The 22,552-nt window shown below is 73.6% G+C and carries 23 protein-coding genes; 7 read left to right on the top strand and 16 right to left on the bottom strand.

All coding sequences use genetic code 11. The features are described 5' to 3' along the window. Positions 1-17 precede the first annotated feature (17 nt). The 5 genes from ACZ7MY_RS13520 to ACZ7MY_RS13500 form a co-directional block, all read right to left on the bottom strand. Complete coding sequence (locus tag ACZ7MY_RS13520; protein ID WP_322975673.1) at positions 18-101, bottom strand: putative leader peptide; 84 nt, start codon at positions 99-101, stop codon at positions 18-20. A gap of 93 nt (positions 102-194) precedes the next feature. Beyond that, complete coding sequence (locus tag ACZ7MY_RS13515) at positions 195-1,232, bottom strand: carbohydrate kinase family protein (protein WP_499601602.1); 1,038 nt, start codon at positions 1,230-1,232, stop codon at positions 195-197. Between the two features lie 26 nt (positions 1,233-1,258). Beyond that, complete coding sequence (locus ACZ7MY_RS13510) at positions 1,259-1,837, bottom strand: GNAT family N-acetyltransferase (RefSeq protein ID WP_499601601.1); 579 nt, start codon at positions 1,835-1,837, stop codon at positions 1,259-1,261. 73 nt (positions 1,838-1,910) lie between these two features. Then, complete coding sequence (locus tag ACZ7MY_RS13505; protein ID WP_499601598.1) at positions 1,911-3,203, bottom strand: helix-turn-helix domain-containing protein; 1,293 nt, start codon at positions 3,201-3,203, stop codon at positions 1,911-1,913. A gap of 360 nt (positions 3,204-3,563) precedes the next feature. Further along, positions 3,564-5,198 carry an acyl-CoA dehydrogenase family protein gene (locus ACZ7MY_RS13500; RefSeq protein ID WP_499601595.1) on the bottom strand — a complete coding sequence of 545 codons (1,635 nt, stop codon included), beginning with the start codon at positions 5,196-5,198 and terminating at the stop codon, positions 3,564-3,566. Between the two features lie 18 nt (positions 5,199-5,216). Here ACZ7MY_RS13500 and ACZ7MY_RS13495 point away from each other — a divergent pair, with 18 nt between their 5' ends. Next, positions 5,217-6,377, top strand: coding sequence for a YihY/virulence factor BrkB family protein (locus ACZ7MY_RS13495; protein WP_499601593.1), 1,161 nt, complete (start codon positions 5,217-5,219; stop codon positions 6,375-6,377). A gap of 65 nt (positions 6,378-6,442) precedes the next feature. Beyond that, complete coding sequence (locus ACZ7MY_RS13490) at positions 6,443-7,120, top strand: helix-turn-helix domain-containing protein (RefSeq protein ID WP_499601592.1); 678 nt, start codon at positions 6,443-6,445, stop codon at positions 7,118-7,120. A gap of 702 nt (positions 7,121-7,822) precedes the next feature. Here the strand turns inward: ACZ7MY_RS13490 and ACZ7MY_RS13485 are convergent. From ACZ7MY_RS13485 to ACZ7MY_RS13465, 5 genes are all read right to left on the bottom strand, one after another. After that, entirely contained in the window at positions 7,823-8,215 is a 393-nt protein-coding gene (locus ACZ7MY_RS13485; protein ID WP_499601591.1) for a VOC family protein, read from the bottom strand. 63 nt (positions 8,216-8,278) lie between these two features. Beyond that, a complete protein-coding gene (locus ACZ7MY_RS13480) occupies positions 8,279-8,752 on the bottom strand; it encodes a hypothetical protein (protein ID WP_499601590.1) in 474 nt (157 codons plus the stop codon). Further along, positions 8,736-9,254 carry an RNA polymerase sigma factor gene (locus tag ACZ7MY_RS13475; protein WP_499601588.1) on the bottom strand — a complete coding sequence of 173 codons (519 nt, stop codon included), beginning with the start codon at positions 9,252-9,254 and terminating at the stop codon, positions 8,736-8,738. Before ACZ7MY_RS13475 ends, ACZ7MY_RS13480 begins: the two co-directional genes overlap by 17 nt. A gap of 78 nt (positions 9,255-9,332) precedes the next feature. Further along, on the bottom strand, positions 9,333-9,965 hold the full coding sequence (locus ACZ7MY_RS13470) for a class F sortase (protein WP_499601586.1): 633 nt from the start codon (positions 9,963-9,965) through the stop codon (positions 9,333-9,335). Further along, positions 9,962-10,300, bottom strand: coding sequence for an LPXTG cell wall anchor domain-containing protein (locus tag ACZ7MY_RS13465; RefSeq protein WP_499601585.1), 339 nt, complete (start codon positions 10,298-10,300; stop codon positions 9,962-9,964). Before ACZ7MY_RS13465 ends, ACZ7MY_RS13470 begins: the two co-directional genes overlap by 4 nt. A 285-nt stretch (positions 10,301-10,585) precedes the next feature. Here ACZ7MY_RS13465 and ACZ7MY_RS13460 point away from each other — a divergent pair, with 285 nt between their 5' ends. Together ACZ7MY_RS13460 and rsgA are read left to right on the top strand one after the other, a co-directional pair. Further along, positions 10,586-11,650 (top strand): hypothetical protein, encoded by a 1,065-nt coding sequence (locus ACZ7MY_RS13460; RefSeq protein ID WP_499601584.1) that lies wholly within the window; start codon positions 10,586-10,588, stop codon positions 11,648-11,650. Positions 11,651-11,882: 232 nt separating this feature from the next. Then, entirely contained in the window at positions 11,883-13,004 is a 1,122-nt protein-coding gene (rsgA, locus tag ACZ7MY_RS13455) for a ribosome small subunit-dependent GTPase A (protein ID WP_499601583.1), read from the top strand. A gap of 42 nt (positions 13,005-13,046) precedes the next feature. Here rsgA and ACZ7MY_RS13450 read toward each other — a convergent pair whose 3' ends face one another. From ACZ7MY_RS13450 to ACZ7MY_RS13430, 5 genes are all read right to left on the bottom strand, one after another. Beyond that, the gene (locus ACZ7MY_RS13450) at positions 13,047-13,178 is read right to left on the bottom strand and encodes a hypothetical protein (protein WP_431965331.1); all 132 of its coding nucleotides are present in this window, start codon (positions 13,176-13,178) and stop codon (positions 13,047-13,049) included. Between the two features lie 141 nt (positions 13,179-13,319). After that, on the bottom strand, positions 13,320-14,729 hold the full coding sequence (locus ACZ7MY_RS13445) for a GH1 family beta-glucosidase (RefSeq protein ID WP_499601582.1): 1,410 nt from the start codon (positions 14,727-14,729) through the stop codon (positions 13,320-13,322). 904 nt (positions 14,730-15,633) lie between these two features. Then, positions 15,634-16,539 carry a carbohydrate ABC transporter permease gene (locus tag ACZ7MY_RS13440; protein WP_499601580.1) on the bottom strand — a complete coding sequence of 302 codons (906 nt, stop codon included), beginning with the start codon at positions 16,537-16,539 and terminating at the stop codon, positions 15,634-15,636. Further along, positions 16,536-17,492 carry a carbohydrate ABC transporter permease gene (locus tag ACZ7MY_RS13435; protein WP_499601578.1) on the bottom strand — a complete coding sequence of 319 codons (957 nt, stop codon included), beginning with the start codon at positions 17,490-17,492 and terminating at the stop codon, positions 16,536-16,538. Before ACZ7MY_RS13435 ends, ACZ7MY_RS13440 begins: the two co-directional genes overlap by 4 nt. Before the next feature lie 100 nt (positions 17,493-17,592). Further along, positions 17,593-18,897 carry an ABC transporter substrate-binding protein gene (locus ACZ7MY_RS13430; protein WP_499601577.1) on the bottom strand — a complete coding sequence of 435 codons (1,305 nt, stop codon included), beginning with the start codon at positions 18,895-18,897 and terminating at the stop codon, positions 17,593-17,595. A gap of 471 nt (positions 18,898-19,368) precedes the next feature. Between ACZ7MY_RS13430 and ACZ7MY_RS13425 the strand changes: the two genes are divergently transcribed. The 3 genes from ACZ7MY_RS13425 to ACZ7MY_RS13415 all read left to right on the top strand — a co-directional run bounded on the left by ACZ7MY_RS13425 (position 19,369) and on the right by ACZ7MY_RS13415 (position 21,437). Next, positions 19,369-20,421 carry a MarR family transcriptional regulator gene (locus ACZ7MY_RS13425; protein WP_499601576.1) on the top strand — a complete coding sequence of 351 codons (1,053 nt, stop codon included), beginning with the start codon at positions 19,369-19,371 and terminating at the stop codon, positions 20,419-20,421. A gap of 103 nt (positions 20,422-20,524) precedes the next feature. Continuing rightward, on the top strand, positions 20,525-20,962 hold the full coding sequence (locus ACZ7MY_RS13420; protein ID WP_499601575.1) for a roadblock/LC7 domain-containing protein: 438 nt from the start codon (positions 20,525-20,527) through the stop codon (positions 20,960-20,962). A gap of 85 nt (positions 20,963-21,047) precedes the next feature. Continuing rightward, positions 21,048-21,437, top strand: coding sequence for a hypothetical protein (locus ACZ7MY_RS13415; RefSeq protein WP_499601996.1), 390 nt, complete (start codon positions 21,048-21,050; stop codon positions 21,435-21,437). Positions 21,438-21,448: 11 nt separating this feature from the next. On the opposite strand, the gene ACZ7MY_RS13410 is transcribed toward ACZ7MY_RS13415, so the two are convergent. Then, positions 21,449-22,498 carry a LacI family DNA-binding transcriptional regulator gene (locus ACZ7MY_RS13410; protein WP_499601573.1) on the bottom strand — a complete coding sequence of 350 codons (1,050 nt, stop codon included), beginning with the start codon at positions 22,496-22,498 and terminating at the stop codon, positions 21,449-21,451. Between the last annotated feature and the right edge of the window lie 54 nt (positions 22,499-22,552).

The following is a 22,552-nucleotide window of genomic DNA, read 5'->3' as shown; positions in this document are numbered from 1 at the left end:
GGGACGGCGGCGAGTGCTCAGCACGCCTGACAGATGGCGCTGGACATGCGTCCGAGATCGACGTGCAGCCGACCTACCAAGGCGATTCCAGTGCGAGACATGTCGAAAGCGTGTCACGCGCATCTCGGGCCAGTCCACCGTTATCCATATGGTGGACGCGATCATCCCGCATGGCGAGACGTCCGAGTTGTCCGTCACCTGACAGGGGTCACCGGCCTCAGGAAATCCGCCGCGATGGCCCGGAATCCACCGTGCCCCCCGGTCCCCACGTGCCGCAGCTTGTGGCCCGCCAGCGCGGAACCCAGCCGCACGCCGGTGCCGAGCAGCGTGCGGCCCGCGACCAGGGCCGCCAGCAGCCCCGCCGCGAAGACGTCGCCCGCCCCGGTCGCGTCCTCGACCTCGCCGTCGGGCAGCGGACGGTGCGCGTAGCGCTCCACGGTGCCCGGCCGGTGCACCTCCACCCGGTCCGGGTACTTCACCACGGCCGCGCCCTCCCGCCGCGTCCGCACATGGCCCAGCCGCTCGAACTCCCGCCCGTTGACCAGCAGGAAGTCGCTCATCGCCGCCATGGCCAGCACATCGGCCGTCGGCTCCGCCGACCAGGCGTGGCCCGGGTCGAAGCTGATCAGCGTCCTCGGTGAACGCCGCCGCACCTCCACCAGCAGCCGGTGCAGCACAGCCCCGCCGTCCGGGTCCAGGAAGGAGGTGACGTGGACCGCCCGGGACGCCGCCAGGTAGCCGGCGATCTCCTCGAAGCGCTCCCGCACGTGGACGGCGATCCGCGTGTTGGCCCCGGTGTGGGTCAGCAGGGTGCGCTCCCCGCCGTCGTGCACGGACAGGCAGATCCCGCACAGCCGGTCCGGGTCCCGGGCCACCAGCCGCCGGTCGATGCCGAGCCCGTCCAGGACCGCCAGCGGGCCGGCCGCCCCCAGCGGGTCGCGGCCCGCGACGCCCACGTAGCCGAGCCGCAGCCCGCGGCCCAGGCGGCCCAGGGCATGCAGGGTGTTGAACGCCGAGCCGCCCGGCTCCGGCGTCAACGGCACGCCCTCGTCCCGCAGCCACTCCAGCCCGGCCCGGACCGCGCGCTCGTCGACCATGCGTTCGCCGCCGCTCTCCGGCGGGTGCCGCAGCCGCATGTGCGCGCCCAGCCGGGCCAGCACCGGGCCGCCGTTCAGGGCGGACGCCCCGGTGATGAGGTCCAGGTTGAGTGCCCCGACCCCGACGACGTCCATGCCCGCCCCTTCCCTCCGGCCGGTCCCTACCGGGCTCCGGGCCAGGGCCCGGTCACGGGCCTCTCCTCCTCTTCCCCCGTCTCGGTGCGGAAGATGCGGAAGCCGCGCCTCTCGTAGTTGGCGAGTGCGTGCGGCCCGTCCAGGCTGCAGGTGTGCACCCACACCCGCTTGGTGGGGGCGCGGTCCGGCAGGCGCTCCGCCAGGTCCCAGGCGCGGGCGATGCCGACGGACAGCAGGTGCCCGCCGATCCGCCGCCCCCGGAAGGCGGGCAGCAGCCCGAAGTACGCGATCTCGACCTGGCCGTCGTCCTGCGGGTCCAGTTCGATGTAACCGGCCGGGGTGTCCCGGTCGTACGCCACCCACGTCTCGACGCCCGGGCGCTCCAGGAAGGACCGCCACTGCTCGTACGACCACGGCAACCGGTCCGTCCAGGCGCAGTCCGCGCCCACCGAGGTGTAGAGGAAGCGGCTGAACTCCGGGGACGGCACCTCGGCCCGCGCGATGCGGACGCCCGCGGCCGCGGGGTCCGGCTCCAGGGAGGGCCGCAGGTCGGCGTGGGAGGTCTGCTCCAGGGACCACGTGGTCACCGTGACGCTAGTGCTCATGCGCCACATTCTGCGGCCTCGCGGGCCCGGCGGGCCCCCGGCTCGCTGCCGCCGCCCGTCCGGGTCCCGGGCCTCACTCCCCGAAGCGCGCCGCGCGCACCGCCGGCGCCGTCGAGTGCGGCAGCAGGTCCGCGGGGTGGGCGGGGCGCACCACCTCGACCTCGACGCCGTCGGCGAAGCGGTAGGGACGGTGGCCGAGTACCCCGGCCAGGGTGCGGCGCAGCCGGGACATCTCGGCCCGCACCGTCACCGTGCGCGAGGGGTCGCCGAACAGGTCGCCGGCCAGCTCCGCGGCGCTGCGGCCGTCCCGGTGCAGGGCCAGCACGAAGAGCAGTTCGGCGTGGCGCGGGCTGAGCTCCTGCGACCAGCCGCCGCCCGCGCCGGAGACGCTCACCGTCCACGTGCGGGGACGGGCGAGGTCCAGCACCACGTGCCCGGACGCGGGCACCTCGTCCTCCGGCGCGGCGACCCGCACCAGCCAGCCGCCCGGCAGCGGCTCCAGGGTGCACGTGCCCAGCGCGGGCACCCAGGTGCGCCCGGCGCTCGGCGCGGCGGGCAGCGTGATCCGCTCCACCGGTGGCATCCCGGTCACGGCCGCCGTCCAGCCGTTGGGGTCGACGACCGCCGCGCGGCCCTGCATCCGGGCCAGCAGCGGGGCGGCGACCGAGCGCAGCCGGTCCACGGTCGCCCAGTGCAGGCTGCGCAGTTCCGCCTCGGCGACCTTGGTCACCGCGGTCACCAGCGACAGCACCGCGGGGTGCATGCCGGCCGCCGGCCCGCTGACGTCCACCGCGCCCAGCAGCCGCCCGTCGCGCGGGTCGTGGAGCGGAGCGGCGGCGCAGGTCCACTGGTGGTGCACCCGTACGAAGTGCTCCGAGGAGTGCACCTGCATCGGCCGCCCGGTGACCAGGGCGGTGCCGATCGCGTTGGTGCCGACGGCCTCCTCCGACCACGAGGCGCCCTCCGCGAAGCCGAGCCGGTCCGCGCTCCTGCGGACGGCCAGGCTGCCGTCCCGCCACAGCACCCGGCCCTCGGGGTCGGTGACCACCATGATGTGCCGGGCCTCGTCGGCGACCGAGACCAGGCCGTCGCGCAGCGCGGGCAGCACCTCGCCCAGCGGGGTGCGGCGCCGGCGCACCTCGATCTCGTCGGCGGTGAGCATGCCGGTCTGACTGCCGCTGTCGGGGTCGACGCCGAGGTGCAGCGCACGCCGCCAGGAGTCCTCGATGACCGGTCTGGCCTGCGTGCCACCCGACCCGCCGCCCAGCGCGGCGTCCCGCATGCCGGCCAGCAGCCGGGCGGAACGACGCGGTTCCTGGACGGACTGGACCGACAACGACCGTGCGTCGATCGGAACCTGGCTCATGGTGCTCCCCGCGTCCGTGTGCGCCGCGCGTTGTGCGCCCCGGCAGTGGCAGCGACGTTTCTTCGCTGCCACACCATGTGCATATGGTGCCGTCGGGCCGGTCCCTCCGGTGGGATATCCGGCCAATACCTTGCAACTGTCTGCAACGGTTGCGAATATGCGCGCATTCGACGGACAGTGACGGCGCATCACGCTACTCGTACGGAACCCTGAATCCGTACGACGGTGAGGCGAGACCGGGGGTGGTGCCGAGTCGGCGCGGCACCACCCTCAGTGCGGCGCGGCGGCGGAACGTTTCCCCTGGGTCCCGGTCCTTCCGTCGGGACCGTGGGACGGACCGCCGCCGCACCCGCCCGCCCCTCACACCCGCGGGCGCGCCCGCTCCACGACCGCCGCCAGGTCCAGGCCGCGCGGCAGCGTCCCGAAGGTCGCCCCCCAGTCCCCGCCGAGCCGCGAGGCGCAGAACGCGTCCGAGACCTCCACCGGCGCGAACCGCACCAGCAACGAGCCCTGCAGCACCAGCGCCATGCGCTCCACCACCCGGCGTGCCCGAGCCTCGACGCCCTCCAGATCCGCCAGTTCCGTCAGCAGCGACTTGATCGCGCCGTCCAGCCGGTGGTCCGCGCCCCGCGCCAGGCCGATCTCGCCCAGGAACGCGTTGAGCGCCGCCGGCTCCCGCTGCAGCACCCGCAGCACGTCCAGGGCCTGGACGTTGCCCGAGCCCTCCCACACCGAGTTCAGCGGCGACTCCCGGAACAGCCGCGGCATCCCCGACTCCTCCACGTAGCCGCTGCCGCCCAGGCACTCCAGCGCCTCCGCCACCAGCGGCGGGCAGCGCTTGGTGATCCAGTACTTGGAGACCGCCACCGCCAGCCGCCGCAGGTGCCGCTCCTGCTCGTCGTCCGCGTCGTAGGCGGCCGCCAGCCGCAGCACGGTCGTGGTGGCCGCCTCCGACTCCAGCGCCAGGTCCGCCAGGACGTTGCGCATCAGCGGCTTGTCGGCCAGCAGCCCGCCGAACGCGCTGCGGTGCCCGGCGTGGTGCACCGCCTGCGCCACCGCCTGCCGCATCAGCGCCGCCGAACCGGTCGCGCAGTCCAGCCGGGTGGCGGCCACCATCTCGATGATCGTCGCGACCCCGCGCCCCTCCTCGCCGACCCGGCGCGCCCACGTGCCGTCGAACTCCACCTCCGCCGAGGCGTTGGAACGGTTGCCCAGTTTGTCCTTGAGCCGCTGGATCAGGAAGACGTTGCGCGAGCCGTCCGGCAGCACCCTCGGCAGCAGGAAGCAGGTCAGCCCTCCGGGAGCCTGCGCCAGCACCAGGAAGGCGTCCGACATCGGCGCCGAGCAGAACCACTTGTGACCGGTGAGCAGGTAGGCGCCCTCCTCCGCCAGGGGCTCCGCGCGCGTGGTGTTGGCCCGTACGTCCGAACCGCCCTGCTTCTCGGTCATCCCCATGCCGAACAGCGCCCCGGGCTTCCGCCCCGGCGCCACCAGACCGGGGTCGTACACCCGCGACCCCAGCCGGGGCTCCCACTCCGCGGCCAGCGCAGGGTCGACGCGCAGCGCCGGCACCGCCGCGTGCGTCATCGACACCGGGCAGCCGTGCCCGGCCTCCGCCTGGGACCACACCAGGAAACCCGCCGCGCGCCGCAGGTGACCGCCGGGCCGCGACCACGCGTCGGTCAGCCCGGACGAGACCGCCCGCCCCAGCAGCCGGTGCCACGCCGGGTGGAACTCGACCTCGTCGATCCGGTTCCCGTACCGGTCGTGGGTGCGCAGCACCGGCCGGTGGGTGTCGGCCGCCTCCGCCCACCCCCGCGCCTGCGTCGAACCGGCCACCCGGCCGATGTCGCCCAGCTCCCGGTGGACCTCCTCGCGGAGACCGGGCGCCACGTGCCGTTCCACCCCCTCCACCAGGGCGGCGTCGGCGGCGTACACGTCATACCCGACCAGGGGCGGAGGCTGGTTGGTCACGGTGTGTGTGGGGGGACTCATGCCAGTTACGGTAGGCGCGTGCAGGCAGCAGACGAAACACCCGAGGGGCCCAGGCGCGGCCGCCTCCACCGGGCGCAGGCCCTCTACCGGAACGTGTCCAAGCGCAAGGTCGGCTGGCTGCTGCTCAAGGACACGGTCGACTCCTGCATGGAGTACCGCGTCACCGGACTCGCCGCCGAAGCCGCCTTCTTCGTGCTGCTCTCCCTGCCGCCGCTGCTGCTGAGCCTCGTCGGCGCCATCGGCTACGTCGACGGGATCATCGGCACCGACACCATCGACAACATCCGGGGCAACATCCTCACGGCCGCCGCGACCGTCCTGTCCGACAAGGGCGTCGACCAGCTGATGCGGCCGCTGGTCGACGACGTCTTCGGCGGCGGGCGGCCCGACGTGATCTCCATCGGCTTCGTCATCGCCCTGTGGTCCGGATCGCGCGCCCTCAACGTCTTCGTGGACACGATCACGATCATGTACGGGCTGGAGGGCAGGCGCGGGATCGTCAAGACGCGGCTGCTGGCCCTGCTGCTCTACATCGTCGCCCTGGTGATCGGCGCCGTCGTCATGCCGCTGCTGGTCGTCGGGCCGGACGCCGTGGTGGCGCTCCTGCCGTGGAGCGAGGCCGTGATCCGGATACTGTACTGGCCGGTCGTCCTCCTGCTGTCGATCGCCTTCCTCACCACGCTGTACCACGTCTCGGTACCGGTGCGGTCGCCCTGGTACGAGGACATGCCGGGGGCGGCCGTCGCCCTGCTGATGTGGGTCCTGGGCAGCTTCGTGCTGCGCATCTACCTCACCCAGACCGTCGAGGGCCCCACCATCTACGGCTCCCTAGCCGCGCCCGTCGCCGTGCTGCTGTGGATCTTCGTGTCGGCCTTCGCGGTGCTCGTCGGGGCGGCCGTCAACGCCGCCATCGACCGGGTGTGGCCCTCGATCGAGACCGCGGCCGCCCGCGAGGAGAACGCCCGGGCCAGGGAACGCGCCGCCGCCGACCTCGTCGCCGAGGCCGCCGCCCGGCGCGCCGCGTTCGAGTCCGGCCCGGAGGACGAGGTCGGCCCGGAGGACCCGCCCGCCGAATTCCCCGAGCGCTGGGCGGGCTTCCTGCCCCCGGACGACGTACGGTCCCGGCTGCGCGGCCGCCGCCCCCCGGGCAAGGACGGCGGCAGACAGCCCCGCGACTGACGCGGCCCGGCCCGGGCCGGGCACGGACCCGACGCGGTGTCGGTGGCCGGTGCCATGCTGGAGCGGTGTACCGGGAACGGACCTCGGCCGTGCCCGGCGCCGTGCTGTGGACGAGGACAGCGGGCGCCGGCACCGCCCGCGTGCTGCCCGACGGCTGCATCGACCTGATCTGGGGCGAGGACACCGGGCTGTTCGCGGCGGGGCCCGACACCACCGCCCACCTCTCCGGCAGCCCGCCCGGCACGCGGTACGCGGGGCTGCGCTTCGCCCCCGGCGTCGGACCCGCCGTGTTCGGACCACCCGCGCACGAACTGCGCGACCGCCGCGTGCCGCTGGACGCGCTGTGGCCCGGCGCCGAGGCGCGCCGGCTCACCGAGCGCGTCGCCGCCGCCGCCGACCCCGGCGCCGTCCTGGAGTCCGTGGTGCTCTCCCGTGCCGACCGGCGCGCGTCGTCCCCGTGGGGCCCGGAGGTCGCCGCGAGCCTCGCGGCCGGGGCCCGCGTCGGCGCCGTCGCCGAGGACACCGGGCTCAGCGAACGCCAGCTCCACCGCCGCTGCCTGGACGCCTTCGGCTACGGGCCCAAGACCCTCGCCCGCATCCTGCGCCTCCAGCGGGCGCTGGCGCTGGCCCGGGACGGCCGCCCCTTCGCCGTTGTCGCCGCCCACGCGGGCTACGCCGACCAGGCCCATCTCGCCCGCGACGTCCGCGCCCTCGCCGGGGTTCCGCTCGGCGAACTGCTCTAGGTGCCGGTGGGTGGTGGCGGTGGGCCGGTGCTTCGGCTGTCGCGCCGTCTCGCGCCCTGCGGGCGCACAGCGCCGGCTGCGGAGGGGAGGGTGGGAAGCTGGGGCTTGTCCGCGGTGTGCGGCCCGGTGGGCGGCTGGGGTTGCGGCGCCGGAGCGGGCCTGGTTGTTCGTCTGGTGCCGGTCTCGTTGCCGTCCGCGGGTATAGATGGCCGGTGACCACGCCCACGGTGCGTGGGTGGCGCGCCCGCCGGAACCGGCGTCTGCGGGTGCTTCCCCGATCCGAGATCGGGCTCTGTTCCGACGGCTATGACGCTGAAAGCGAGCCCGATCTCCGTCCGCGCAAAGATCGGGCTCTGTTCCGCCGGATATAACGTCGAAAGCGGGCCCGATCTCCCGCCGACCGCCCGGGCAGCACCCCGAATCACCCGCAGTCGCGGGTTACGGCGGGCGCGCCCACCACCGGGATTGGGCGTGCCAACCGGCCATCCATACCCGCGGACGGCAACGAGACCCAGGCCAGCGGAAAGGCAACCCGCTCCGGCGCCTGAACCCCAGCCACGCACCGACCCGCACACCGCGAACAAGGCAGGCCCCCCACCCTCCCCGCCGCAGCCAGTCGCTGTGCGCCCGAAGGGCGCGAGACGAACCCGCACCCACCCACCGGCCTCACGCCTCGGCGCGCACCCACTCGCAGGTACCCCGCTAGGAGAACCTCGCGAAGAGGTCGACCGGGTTGCCGTCCGGGTCCAGGACCACGGCGTACCGCATCCCCCACGGCGCGTCGAAGGGCTTCAGATGTCCCGCGTAACCGGCCCCGGTCAGTTCGGCGAACGTCGTGTCCACTTCCTCCGGGCGCTCACACACGAAGGCCAGCGCCATCCGGTGACCGCCCTGCGGCGGCTCCCACGCGGAGTCGAAGGAGCGGACCATCTCCACCGTGTCCCACGCCATCCGCTGTCCTCCGGGCAGCGTGGTCTCCACGTGCGGTTCCGCCTCCGCCCCGGCGGGGATCTCCAGCCCCAGCCTGCGGTAGAAGGCCAGCGAGGCGGCCATGTCGGCCACGACGATCTCGACGACATCGAAACGAAGAGTCATGCCGCCACGGTAGGCGCGCCCCGTCCGGTCCGTCTTGAACGAATCGGACGCGCGCCGGGCCGGTCAACGCCGGGGGACGGCCGGGGTGTCCTCCCCGGGTTCGCCGAGCGGGGTGGCCGTGACCGTGTCGGACTGGCGGGCGGAGGAAGAGGTGCGGCGCGCGTCGGGGGCGACAGGGGGCCCCGTGCGGCGGTCCGGGCGGGGGGTCCCGGACGTTTCCGGGGCGGGGTCCGTCGACGGGCGCGGCGAGGGCGGCGGGTCGGCCGCCGGGGGGACGGACACCGGGGGCACGGTCGGGCCGACCGCCGGGCCCTGCGCGGGGGCGGACATCAGGTGCAGCGGCACGGCGACGACCGCCGCCACCGCCAGCGACACCCCGGCTCCCGCGGCCGTCCGCAGCAGCTTGCGCCGCACAGCCGCGCGGCGCACCTCGCGGAACCGACCGGGCGGCGGTCCGAGGAGGACCGTGCCGGGCCCCAGCAGGGCGTCCAGCTCGGCGTCGCGTTCCTCGCCCGGGCCCTCAATGGATGTGATCAAGGCTTCTCCTCAGTCCGGCTCGCAGCATCTCCCTGGCCGCGTGCAGGTCGGCCTTCACGGTTCCTTCCTTCCGTCCCGTCGCCGCCGCCACCTCCCGGACCGGCATGTCGGCGTAGTAGTACAGCAGGATCGGCACCCGCAGCCGCTCGGGCAGCGACTGGACGAGCATCCGCACCGAGGGGTCGGTCTGCCCGTCGCGTCCCTCGCCCTGCCCGTCGACGACGACCTCCGCGGTGGCGCGCCGCATGGCCCGGCGTTCGCGCTCCACCTTCCGCCAGTGGTCGCGCACGATGTTGGCGGCCGTGACGTAGAGGAAGCCGCGCGGCTCGTCCACGTTCGTCCAGCGCGCCCACAACCGGGTGAAGGCCTCGGAGGCGATCTCGTGGGCCGTCTCGTCGTCGTCGACCAGCCGGCGGCACCAGCCGGCCAGGCGCGGGTAGAGGGCGGCGAACAGCTCGGACGCCGCTTCCTCCCGGGAGGACCGTTTCAACACTCTCCACATTCCGTCGTTCATCATGCCGCAGGCCGATCGCCGGGCGGCCGGGCCGGCGGGCGTCACGCCCACCGGCCCGGCCACCCGCTAGCCGCGGTCCGCCGAGGTCAGGGAGGCGTACACCACGACGTTGTCGCGGTATCCGCTCCCGTCGGCGGTGCGGGGGCCGCCGCAGGTGATGAGGCGCAACTCGGGCCGGTCCACGTCGCCGTAGACCTCCTGGGTCGGGAAGTGCGCCTTGGTCACCGTCTGCACCCGGTCCACGGTGAACTCCGCGGACGCGCCGTCCCGCAGCACCGCCACGACCCGGTCGCCCGGTCGCAGCCGTGCCAGGTCGTGGAAGACCCCGTCGCCGAACCGGCCGACGGTGACGTGCGCGAGGAGCACCGACGGGCCGAGCCGGCCCGGGGTGGGGGAGTGGCGGTACCAGCCGGCGGGCGAGTCGCGCGCCACCGGCGGGACCTCCACGGTGCCGTCCGCGGCCAGCCCCAGTTCCATGACCGGGGTGTCGACCCCGATCGCCGGTATCCGCAGCCGTACCGGGACCGAGCGCGCGAGCTGGGGCGGCGGGGAAGGGTGCGTCCGGGCGGCGGCCGGCGGCGTCGGGACGACGGCCGGCGCAGCAATGGCACCGTCACCGGAACCGCCCGCGCACCCGCCCGCCCACGGCAGGACCGCGAGGACCGCCAGGACCGCGGCCCACCTCGCGCCCGGGGTCATCCGGCGGTGGTGCGCCTGCGCCGCGTCACCACGAACGTGCCGCCGGCCAGGAGCAGCAGGCCGCCGGCGGCCGCCCCCACCATTGCTCCGTCGGGACCCTGGGAGGCCGGGGACTGCACGCCGGTGTCGGGGGCGCCGGCCGGCACCCTGTCGACCTGACGCGGCGACGGCACCGCGGACGGCGCCGTGGACGGCGCCGCCGACGGCACCGCGGACGGCGCGCTGCCGCGGGCGGGCGAGGGCTGCGTGCTCGGCCCGTCGGCGAACGCGGGCGCCGTCCCCGCCAGCACCGCGGCGCACGCGACGGCGGCGGCGGTCAGAACACTCCTGCGCATGTATCGCTCTCCTTCGTCACCCCGCCCTGCCCCGTCGGGGCGCGGGCGGGTTCTGGCAACTGATCGCGCGAAGAGACGAGGCGGCCCGTGAGCCGGTTGTAAAGAACGGGCAAAGTCGCCCGCGCGGGGCCCCCGGTGAACGGCGGGCGACGCGGCGGCGACCGGCCGGAGCCGCCGCCCCGCCGGGCGTCACGGTTGGGCAACACCCAGCTCACGGCGGCAGCCGCACGCCCCCGCGAGCGCATCATGTGATCAGGGTGGGGACGTCAAAAGGGGGCGGGACCGGTGGAGTTCACGGTGGAGCGGACGCTCGCGAGACGGGGCCGGCGGTGGCTGACCGGGGGGCTGGTCGCGATCGGGGCGGCGGTGGTGTGGCTGGTCGCCTCGGGGAGCGCGACGGCCCCCCTGATGCTGGCGTTCCTGGCGGGCGTGGTGGCCTGGAGCGGCGCGAAGGACCTGCGGAGGTCACGGCAGCCGTTCCGGCTGCGCATCGACGCGTTCGGCATCACGCTGCACGACGCGGAGCTCGCCTGGGAGCAGATCGACACCGTCTCCCTCTGGCACGTCCCCAACACCGGTGAGGACAGCGAGACCACCACACCGCCCAAGCCGCGGCTCACGCTCTGGACGGCACCGGGCGTCGCCTTCCCCCGCAAGCCCGACCGCGGCCGGAGCGACCGGCCGCGCTACACGCTCGTCGACTGCGAGGACCTCGACCAGGGCGTCTCCGATCTGACGGCCGTGCTCGCCGAGCACGGCGGCGCCGCCTTCGAGACCGCGCCGCGCGGCGTGCGCCCGCCGATGCCGGTGACCGTGGCGGGGCCGGAACTGCGCGTGCCCGGCGGGGAGCGGCAGTTCGTCGACGACCGCAGGGCCGGCACCTGGACGCTGGTCTGGGCGGCGCTCGCCGTCGTCTTCAGCTACTCCTTCTGGGAACTCGTCCACGGCCGCATCATCGGCCCCGAACCCTTGACCGCCTTCGGCCCGCTCGGCGCGATCGGCTGCTGGTACCTCACCGGGCGGTCGTTCCGGCGCTGGCGCAAGCCGCTGCGGCTGCGTGTCGGCTCCGCCGGGATCGGCATGCGCGAGGCGACCCGCGAGGAGTCGTTCTTCTCCTGGAAGGACATCGCGGCCGTCACCGTCGGCCGCCCCCCGACCACCGACGACACCCGCCCGTGGCTGGTGGTGTGGCCGCTGCCGGGCAGCCGACCCTACGACAACCCCTCCTACCTGGTCGACGGCCACAAGGCCTACGCCCTGGTGCGCCTCGACCGGCTGCCCGGCGGGGCGGCCGCCGTCGCCCCCGTGGTGCGGGAGTACGCGGGGGAGCGCTACGCCGAGACGGCCTGAGCCGTCCGCGGAAAACCGGTTGCGGGGGCCCACCGCGCACCGGCTAGGGTGTCCCCGTCAGACCGCGAGCGAACCGGGAGGTGTTGGAACGATGACTGCCGTCGAGCAGGGCGCTGCCCGCATCCAGAAGATCGTCAACCCCACCTCAGCGGTCGCCGGCTGACCCATCCCGTCGCGGGACAACCCGACGGCACAACCGTGCGCGACCGCCCTCCCGAAGGGCTCTCCTCCGTTGACCAACGGATTCGTCCCGCAGCCGTCCACCGCGCTCACCGCCTACGGCTGGGACTCCGCACTCGACTCCGACTTCGCCGTACACGCGGAGCGGGGACTCACACCCGGCCGCATCGTCCGCGTCGACCGCGGGCTGTGCGACGTCGTCCTCCCCGACGGCCCGGACGGTCTGCGGACCGTACGCGCCGACACCGAGGACGTCTTCACCCGCGACCCCATGGGGATCGCCTGCACCGGCGACTGGGCCGCCGTCGACGAGACGCCGGCCGACGGCCCCGCCGTGCGCGCCCTGCTGCCGCGCCGCACGACCTTCGTCCGTTCCACCTCCTCCAAGCGCTCCGAGGGACAGGTCCTCGCGGCCAACGTCGACCTGGCGGTCATCGCCGTGTCGATCGCCGCCGAACTCGACCTCGGGCGGCTCGAACGCTTCGTGTCGCTGGCGTGGACCAGCGGCGCCCAGCCCCTGGTCGTCCTCACCAAGGCCGACCTCGTCGAGGACACCGCCCACCTGCTGGACGACGCGCGCGGCGCGGCACCCGGCGTGGAGGTCCTGGTCGTCAGCGCGGCCACCGGCGACGGCGTGCCGGAGGTGGCCGGGGCGCTGGCCGGCGCCACGTCCGTCCTGCTCGGGCAGTCGGGCGCGGGCAAGTCCACGCTCACCAATGCCCTGCTGGGCCGCGAGGTCCGGGAGGTGCAGACCATCCGCGACAGCGACGGCAAGGGCCGGCACACCACGACCACCCGCGACATGCTGCCGCTGCCCGGCGGCGGGGTGGTCATCGACACCCCGGGGCTGCGCGGGGTCGGACTGTGGGACGCCGACGCCGGTCTCACCCAGACGTTCTCCGACATCGAGGCGCTGGCCGGCGAATGCCGCTTCCACGACTGCTCGCACGAGTCCGAACCCGGCTGCGCGGTCCTCGCCGCCCTGGACGACGGCGTCCTGACCCACCGCCGGCTGGACAGCTACCGCAAGCTGCTCCGTGAGAACGCGTGGATCGCCTCGCGCACCGACGCCCGGCTCCGCGCCGAGATGCGGCGCGAGTGGAAACTGCGCTCCGCCGCGGGACGCGAGATGTACGAGCGCAAGCGCGGCGGCGGTCACCGCAAGGTGTACTGACCGGATCCGGCCCGGCTCCCCCACGGGGAGCCGGGCCGGCGGTCATCCGGCTCCGTTGTGGCGCTCACCGCCACGGCGCAGGGTCAGCGGGCTGCCCTCGTGCCAGAAGGTGTAGACGATGCTGCCGAGGCCGAGCGCGACGATGACGACGCCGAGGACGATCGAGTAGACCATGGCTCCTCCAGCCCGTTCGGGATGCGTTTTACCGCACCTTCACCTTCGATGTTCGAACGTGACCTTCCCGTGGCCGTGCCGTCTCACACGCGCGACGGCCCAACTCACAGCCCAGCGGCCCGAGTTGTCCGCATGTGCGGCTCATGCCGACGGCAGTCCGCCCCGGGCGACGACCCCGGCGTACCAGCGGGCGCTGTCCTTGGGCGTACGGCGCTGGCTCGCGAAGTCCACGTGCACGATGCCGAACCGCCTGCCGTACCCGTAGGCCCACTCGAAGTTGTCCAGCAGCGACCACAGGAAGTAGCCCTGGACGTCCGCGCCGTCGGCCACCGCCCGCTGCACCGCGGCCAGGTGCGCGTGCAGGTACGCGATCCGCTCCGGGTCGTGGACCGCGCCCTCGGGATCCGCGTAGTCGTCGTACGCCGCGCCGTTCTCGGTGATCAGCAGCGGTACGTCCGGCAGCTCGTCCCGCAGCCTGAGCAGGAGTTCGTGCAGGCCTTGGGCGTCCACCGGCCAGTCCATCGCCGTCCGCGGCCCCGGCGCCGGCACGAACCGCACGTGCGCCTCGGCCCCCGGCCACGGGGACGGCGACGCATGGGTGCCCGCGGCCACCACGGTCGGGGCGTAGTAGTTGAGGCCCAGCGCGTCCACCGGGCGGGAGATCGTCCCCAGGTCGCCGTCCGCCACGAACGACCAGTCCGTCAGCGCTGCCGTGTCCCGCAGCAGGTCCTCCGGGTACGCCCCGCGGAACACCGGGTCCAGCCACAGCCGGTTGGCCAGTGCGTCGACCCGCCGGGCCGCCTCCACGTCGCCCGCGCCCGCGGTGTGCGGGCGCACCGCCGCGAGGTTCAGCGTCAGCGACACCTGCGCCGGCACGGGCAGTCGCTCCCGCAGCACGCCGATCGCCAGGCCGTGCCCCAGCAGCAGATGGTGCGCCGCCCGCAGCGCCGCCGCCGGCTCCGTCCGGCCCGGCGCGTGCACGCCCTGCGCGTAGCCCAGGAAGGCCGAGCACCACGGCTCGTTCAGCGTCGTCCACGACGGGACCCGGTCCCCGAGCGCGTCCGCGACGAGCCCCGCGTACTCCGCGAAGCGCTCCGCGGTGTCGCGCACCGGCCAGCCTCCCGCGTCCTCCAGCTCCTGCGGGAGATCCCAGTGGTACAGGGTGAGGACGGGACGGATCCGGTGGTCGAGCAGCTCGTCGACGAGGGCCCGGTAGAAGTCGAGCCCCTTCTGCACGGCCGGGCCCCGGCCGGTGGGTTGTACGCGTGGCCACGACACGGAGAAGCGGTAGTCCGTGAGGCCGAGCTCCGCCATCAGCGCGACGTCCTCGCGCATGCGGTGGTAGTGGTCGGCGGCGATGTCCCCGGTGTCGCCGTTGCGGACCCTGCCGGGGGTGCGGCTGAACGTGTCCCAGATCGAGGGGGTGCGGCCGTCCTCGTGGGCGGCGCCCTCGATCTGGTAGGCGGCGGTGGCCGCGCCCCACCGGAACCCTCCGGGGAACCCGAGTGTCGTGTGCGGCGCGTTGCGAGTGCGGGGTGCGGTCGTGGTCATGCGTGCGTGCTCCTTGTGTGCCGGGTGGGTTGTGGTTGCGGTCCGTTGTGTGTGCGGGTGCGTTGCGCCTGCAGGTGGCTGCGCCGGGCCACCTGGTTGTTTGCGTGCACGTTGTGTGCGCCTGCGGGCGGCTGCGCCGGGCTGCCCGGTGGGGTGTGTGCGGGTCCGTTGCGCCTGCGGCGGGCTGTTCCCCGACCCTCCCGCCCGATTGCCCGGCGCGATTGGTGCGGGTCTCGCACGTCGTTGTGGGGTCGGCGCCGCGTCGGCGCACGTCCTCAACGCTCGCGGTTTACCCCCACATCCTTGGGCGCCGGGTCCGCCGCTCGTCGTTTCCGGGCGCACCCCGACACACCCCCTCCCGTCGTATGGGCGCACAACGGCCGGTGGGGGGTCAGAAGGCAATCCGGGGCGCCCCGAACCGCTCACTGGCCCCGCGGCCCCGTGGTTCAGGCCCGCATCATTCGGCACCGGGTCTGCCACCCGCCTCCCCCCAGCCTTCGGGCAGAGGGATCACCCACCACGCCCCTCCCTGTTGTGCGGGCGCAGGGTGTCCCGTTGGGGGTGCGTTGGACAGGTGCGGTGCCCCGGGCTGCCTTGTGACCTCCCACCGGCCGTTGGTCGCTGTCGATAGGGAGGGGGTGGGGTCGTAGGGGTGGGCGTTCTGGACGCTGACGTGTATTTGATGTGCGGCACAGACGGCACCGACGAGTGGTGCCCGCCATGCACATAAATATGCGGTACAGAATGCCCACCCCGGAGGCCCCGCCCCCGGTCCACCCATGCACAGTGCGCAGGCCCGCACCAATCGCGCCGGGCAATCGGGAGGGCGGGCGGGGGAGAAACCCCAACAGAAACCACGACGCAGCCGCACACAACCACCGGGCCGCACAACCACCCCCCGGCCCTACCCCTTCACCGCACCCTGCATGATCCCCCCCACGATCTGCCTCCCCAGCACCCCGAAAACCAGCAGCACCGGCACCGTCCCCAACAACGTCCCCGCCATGATCACGGACTGGTCGTGCACGTACCCCCCACCCAGTTGCCGCAAGGCAACCTGCACCGTGGGCTCCTGCGACGTGAGCGCGATGATCGGCCAGAAGAAGTCGTTCCAGGACGCCATGAACGTGAGCATCCCGAGCACCGCCATCCCCGGCCGGGCGACCGGCACGACGATGCTCCAGAAGATCCGCGCCGTCGAGGCCCCGTCGACGCGGCCCGCCTCGATCAGCTCGTCCGGCAGCGACTGCACGAGGTACTGCCGCATGAAGAAGACCCCGAACGCCGAGACGAGCCCGGGGAGGATGACGGACTGGAGCTGGTTCACCCAGTGCAGCTCCGCGATGAGCATGAACAGCGGGATGACGCCCAGCTGGGGCGGGATCATCATCGTGCCGACGGTCAGGGCGAGCAGAGCGTTGCGGCCCCGGAAGCGGAGCTTGGCGAAGGCGAACCCGGCGAGCGTGGAGCACAGGACGGTGCCGACCGTCACCGACCCGGAGACGACGAGGGAGTTGAGCAGGGCCTTGCCGATGTCGGCCTGCTCCAGCACCTGGCGGAGGTTGTGCCCGAGGTTGCCCCCGGGCAGCAGTGCCGGCGGACTCGCGGCGAGCTCCGCGTTGGAACGGGTCGCGGCGACGATCGTCCAGTAGAAGGGGAAGGCGGAGATCGCCGCCGCGACGATCAGGACGGCGTAGGCGAGCCGCCCGCCGTGGTGCTGCCGGCCCGCCCGGGACGGGCGGAGGCGGGCGAGGGGACGTGCGGTCCCGGCGTCGCGGCCGGGCCGCGGCCGTGTGAGGAGCGCGCTCACCGGCGGGTCCCCTTCCGTGAACGGCGCCGTGCCAGCGCGGTGTTGAGCAGTACGAGCAGGACGATGAGGACGAAGGTCACCCAGGCGATGGCGGCGGCGCGGCCGAGGTGGAAGTAGCCCCAGCCCTGCTCGTACATGTAGAGGCCGAGGGTCTGGTACTGGTGGGAGATGCCGCCCGAGATGCTCCCCTCGAACAGCAGCGGTTCACCGAAGAGCTGGGTGGCGCCGATCGTGGAGACGACGATCGTGAAGAGGATCGTGGGCCGCAGCCCGGGTAGCGTGACGTGGAGGAACTGCCGCCACCGCGAGGCGCCGTCGAGTTCGGCGGCCTCGTACAGCTCCCCGGGGACGGACTGCATGCCGGCGAGGTAGATCAGCGCGTTGTAGCCGGTCCACCGCCAGGTGACGATGGTGGAGACCGCGACCTGCGAGGCGACCGTCCCGGACTGCCAGTCGACGGGCTCGATGCCGGCCAGCCCGAGCACCCAGTTGACCAGGCCGAAGTCGCGGCCGAAGAGCTGGGCGAAGACCAGGGTGGCGGCGGCCACGGACGTGGCGTACGGCAGGAGCATCGTGACGCGGAAGAAGGTGCGGCCGCGCAGCTTGTAGTTGAGCAGGTGGGCGAGGCCGAGCGCCATGAGCAGCTGCGGCACGGTGGAGACGACGCCGATGGTGAAGGTGTTGCGCAGCGCGGTCCAGAAGAAGTCGTCACCCAGGAGCGCGGCGTAGTTGTCCAGGCCGCGCCACTCCATGTCACCGGGGGTCTGGAGTTCGACGCGGTAGAGGGAGACGTACGCCGTGTAGAGCAGCGGGAACAGCCCGAACGCGGCGAACAGCGCGAAGAACGGCGCGATGTAGGCGTAGGGCGACAACCGGGCGAGCAGTCGCCGCGGGGGCGCGGGGGCTGCCGGGGGCCGGGCGGGGGACACCGGCGCGGCGGCGGTCAGGGTCATGGGGGACCTTCGGGTCGGGGGAGTGGCGGGGCCGGGGCGCCCGGGCGCGGAGGACCGGGGGAGCGGTCCCGCGCGCCCGGCGCCGGCGGGGCGGGGGCCGTCAGCCGACGGCGTTCTCGACGCCCTTCCTGGCGTGGCTCCACGCCGTCGCGGAGTCCGTGCCCTTGCGTTCGACCTCGCCGAGCGCGTTGGTGATCTGCTGGTTGACGTCACCGTCGTGCACGCCGAGCACCTGCACCGGCGAAGCCTCGGCCGCGGCGCCGAAGATCTGTCCGATGGGCGCGTCGCTGAAGTACGGGTCGGTGACGTCCTTGACGGACTCGATCGCCCCGACGTTGGAGGGGAAGCTGCCCTGCTTCTTGAAGAGCTTGGCCTGCTGCTCCGCCGCCGTCAGCCACTTGACCAGCTCGAAGGCCTCCTTGGCGTGCGCGGAGCCCTTGGGGACGGCCAGGTAGGACCCTCCCCAGTTGCCCGCCGCGCCGCCCGGGAGCGGGGCGACGTCCCACTTGCCCTTGCCGGTCTCGCCGGCCTGGCCCTTGATGTAGCCCAGCATCCAGGCCGGGCATCCGACGGTGGCGAAGGAGCCGCTGCTGAAGGCCTGGTTCCAGGCGGGCGTCCACTGGGCGAGCTTGGCGCTCAGTCCGTCCTGGGCGGCCTTCACGGAGAGGTCCCAGGCGTTCTTGACGGCGGCGTTGTCGTCGTAGATCAGCTTGCCGGAGGCGTCGTAGTAACGTTCCTTCTCCTGGCCGACGATGACGGAGTAGAGGCTGCCGACGCTGTCGACCCAGGCGCTCTTGGCCCCGGCCTTCGCCCTGTACTGCCGGCCGAGTTCCAGGTAGCCGTCCCACGTGGACCACTTCTGCGCCAACTCGGCCCGGTCGGTGGGCAGTCCTGCCTTCTCGAGCAGGTCGGTGCGGTAGCAGATCGCCTCGGGGCCGACGTCGGTGCCCAGGCCCAGGGTGCGGCCGTCGGAGGTGGTCGCGGCGGACCACTTGGCGGCTGAGAAGTCGGCCTTGAGCTCCTTGGCCCCGAGGGCGCCCAGGTCCTCGAACCTGTCGGCCTGCTGCTGGGTGACCGACGCGATGCGCCCCACCTCGATGCCCTGGACGTCGGCGAGGCCGCCGCCGCCCGCGAGCCTGGTCTGCAGGGCCTTCCAGTAGTCGGCCTCGTTCTCGGTGCTGCTCTCCTTGACGGTGACGCCGGGGTGGAGCTTCTCGTACGCGTCGTACAGGCCGGCTTCCTTGTAGCCGAAGGTGCCGAACAGGTCGACGGTGATCGTGACCTTGCCGTCCTTGTCCGCGGACGTGCCGGTCGAACCGGATCCGCAGGCGGCGAGGAGCGCCCCGGCGAGCGCGACCGCCCCGAGTCGGAGGGTGGCGCGTCTGGCGGCTCGGGCGATGGGCATGGAAGCCTCCCATGGCTTCGGGACGGGTGAGAGGGCTCTCGTGCATGGTTCTTGAGAGCGCTCTCAAGCGATGCCCAGGAGAGTGCCGCCGCAGCCGGTGGTTCGTCAAGAGCCGAATGGATAACGGCCGGTGGGACGGCTCCGGGTCCCGTGCGGCCCCACGTCGTGACGGCATGTCCGGCCGGCGCCGTGACCCTCCGCGATGCTCTCCGGAATCCCGCACCCGTTGGCGCGGAAACGGTCGTGAAAGGGCGCGGAATTGACATCTGTAGGGCTCAAGCATTCGTCCTCGGCCATGTCGTGCGATGGCCGGAGGGGGGTGTCGGAGGGCTGCTAGAAATTACCCGCCGGCGTGAATGTTCGTGCATGAGTACGGCTTTTCCGCGCCTCCCGTCCGTACGTCCGCGAGCCCGCCCGTATGCCCGAACAGACGCAGCAAGGGGAGCGATGACCTCGGCACCATCGGGTTCCGTGCCCGCCCGGAATGCCGCTCACGGTCTGCTCGGCCGCGCGCTGTCCAGGTGCCACGACGAACGGGCCACCGGTGTGCTGCGGGTGCAGGGCAGCCCCGGCGGGGCCTTCCACCTGCTCGACGGCGCGGTGGTGGCCGTCGAGAGCCCCGGCGCTCCGGGGGTCGGGACGCTGCTCGTCCGCTCCGGGCGCATCGACGCCGACGAGTGGAACGCCGCCCACGACGCCGCCGGAACGGGGCTGTGGCCGGGCGCCGCGATCGCCGCCGGGGGACGGCTCGGCACGGCCGAGTTCCAGGTGCTGCACATGATGGCCGTTCAGGACGCGGTCTTCGCCGTGCTGGCCGGACGGCTGGACAACTGCGCCTTTGACCCCGACGCGCCCGGAACCGTGCCGGCCGCCCTGCCGGCGGGCCTGGCCCCCGGCGTGGAACCGGAGGAACTGCTGGTGGAGGCCGGTCGCCGGCTCTCCGCACTGGCCTCGCTGCCGCGCCCGGTCTCCCCCGACCGTGACCGGGTCGCCGCCGTGGGGCCGCCCGCGTGGGCGGACGAACCGCTGGCCCCGGTGCGCCGCGAGATCCTCGGCTGCGCCAACGGCCGCCGCAGCCCCCGGGACATCGCTTTCCTCATCGGCCGCGGGGTCTACACCATCACCGTGGAGGTCGCCCGGATGTGCGCCGAGGGCCTCGTCGAGACCGTCCCGGCCCCACCCCCGGCGGACCCGTCCCCGCCGTCCGCCGCGGATCCGGTCCCGCCGCCCTCTCCGGAGCCGCCCCCCGACCCGTTCGGCGTGCTCCCCGCCGAGCCGGCCGGGCCCGCCGTGCCGCGTCCGTCCGCCGATCCCCCGCAGGACGTCCCGGACCCGGGACCGTGCCCGCCCGTACCGGACTGGGAGCCGGGCGAGGTCCCCACCGCGGCCCCGGTCGCCGAGGGCCTGCCCCGTCGTGAGCCGGGCGCCAGCGGCATTCGCGAGGCGCTCGACGCGGGCCGTCCGCAAACGGGCTGGAAAGGATTTCTCCGGCCGCGAGGACGGAGCCGGACCGATTCCCCGTGACCGCGATCCCATGACCGATTCCTTGTTACCGATTCCCCCGTGACCGGAATCCCCGGGGATCGACCGAACACCGAACGAAGGGAATTCAAGGAGGTGCACGTGCATGAATCATGACGCCCTGGTCGCCGAGATGCGCGCTTTGCGGGACCGGGTGGTCGGTGTCACCGACACGGCCGTCGCGGCCGTCGACGGCCTGCTGATCGCCGCCGACACCGAGGACGCCATCGACCCCAACGGTCTCGCCGCGCTGGCCGCGGCCAGTCTGGGACTCGCCCGGCGGATCGCTGCGGCGGCGCTGCGCGGTCCGCTCCGCAGGACCGTGACCTGCAGCAGCGGCGGCTACACCGCCGTCTACGCGGTCGGCGAGACCGCGCTCCTCGTCGTCGTGGGCGACGAGGGCGTGAACGTCCCCCAGTTGCACGTCGAGGCCAGGTCCGCCGTCGAGCGCATCGGCGCGATCCTGCTCGCACCCGATCCCGGCCCGGGCGCCGTGCCCGCGCCGCCGGAGTCCGCGTACGACCCCGAGGGGGTCCTCGGATGACGACCCCGCCCCCCGCGAAGCCCGTAGAAGGAGTGCTGTGAGCACCACCGGAAAACGCCCGCACGGCAACCTGTCCGACCAGGTCATGGGCCTGGTGAAGACCCTGCGCCAGGAGGTCCCCGACTGCCTCGCCGCCGGTGTGGTCGACATGTCGACGGGCATGCTGCTGTCCGTCGACACCGTCGACAGCCATCCGCCGGAGGTCCTGGACCTGCTCGCCGCGGCGACCCTCGACCTCTTCCAGGGACGCACGGTCGTGATGATCGAGGACGTCTTCAAGGAGCGCCGCGGGGTCACCAGCGACGCGCACTACTTCCAGGAGATCCTGGTCAACAGCGACAACCTGACCCACCTGTTCATGCGCAACAACCTGAACGAGGACGTCGTCGCCGTCGTCGTCTGCCGCCGTTCGGTCAACGTGGGCATGCTCTTCGCCCAGGCCCGCCGTGTGGTCAAGGAGCAGGGCGCGTTCTGAGCCCCGGCCGGTCAGGCGCTGGCGCGCCGCACCAGCCGGGTGGGGGTGACGAGCGAGGACAGCGGACGGCCGCCGCTGTCCTCCTCCGCCCGCCGCTCCAGGCCGCGGACGAGCAGTCTGACCATCAACCGGCCCATCTCCTCGATCTCCTGACGGATCGTCGTCAGCGGGGGATCGGCCAGCTCGGCCACCGAGGCCATGTCGTCGAAGCCCACGACCGCGACGTCCTCCGGCACCCGCCGGCCCCGCTCGCGCAGCACCCGCAGCGCGCCGCACGCCATGAGGTCGGAGGCGACGAAGACGGCGTCGACGTCCGGCGCCCGGTCCAGCAGCACGGCCATGGCGCGCGTCCCGCCGGCCTCGGAGAAGTCGCCCTCGACGACCAGGCGGGGGTCGGCGTCCATGAGGATGTCGTGGTAGCCGTCGAGCCGGTCGACCGACGCGGTCTGGTCCAGGGGGCCGGTGACGGTCGCGATCCGCTCCCGCCCCAGCGAGACCAGGTGGCGCACCGCTTCGCGGGCCCCGCCGCGGTTGTCGGAGTCCACGTACAGCAGGCTGCGGTCCCCCTCGGCCCCCGGCCAGCCGGGGCGCCCGCCGAAGACGGTGGGAAGCGCGATCCGGCGGATGATGCCGGGCAGCGGGTCCTCGGCGTGCAGCGAGAAGACCAGCGCGCCGTCCACGTGCCCGCCGGCCAGGTAGCGGCCCACGCGGTCGTAGTCGGCCGTGCCCTCCACCAGCAGCAGCACCAGCTGCGAGTCGTGCACCGCCAGCTCACGGCTGATCCCGAGCAACTGCTGTGCGAAGAAGGGGTCCGCGAAGACCCGGGTCTCCGGCTCCGCGACGATGACGGCGACGGCCCCGGTGCGCCGGGTGACCAGCGAACGGGCCGCCTGGTTGGGTACGTAGCCCAGCTCCTCGACGGCCTTGCGGACCTTCTCCACCAGCACCTCGCGCACCCCCGTCCCGCCGTTCACCACGCGAGAGACGGTGGCCCGGGAGACCCCGGCCCGTTCGGCGACGGCCTCGAGCGTCGGGCGTGCTCCGGAGATCTGGTCGGACAAGGGGTGCTCCTCTCGGGACGGGAACAGCGTAGTCCCTCCCGGGAGCGGGGAGAG

This window comes from Streptomyces sp. NPDC111520, from assembly GCF_055635295.1.
This window is presented reverse-complemented; position numbering and strand designations above follow the sequence as displayed.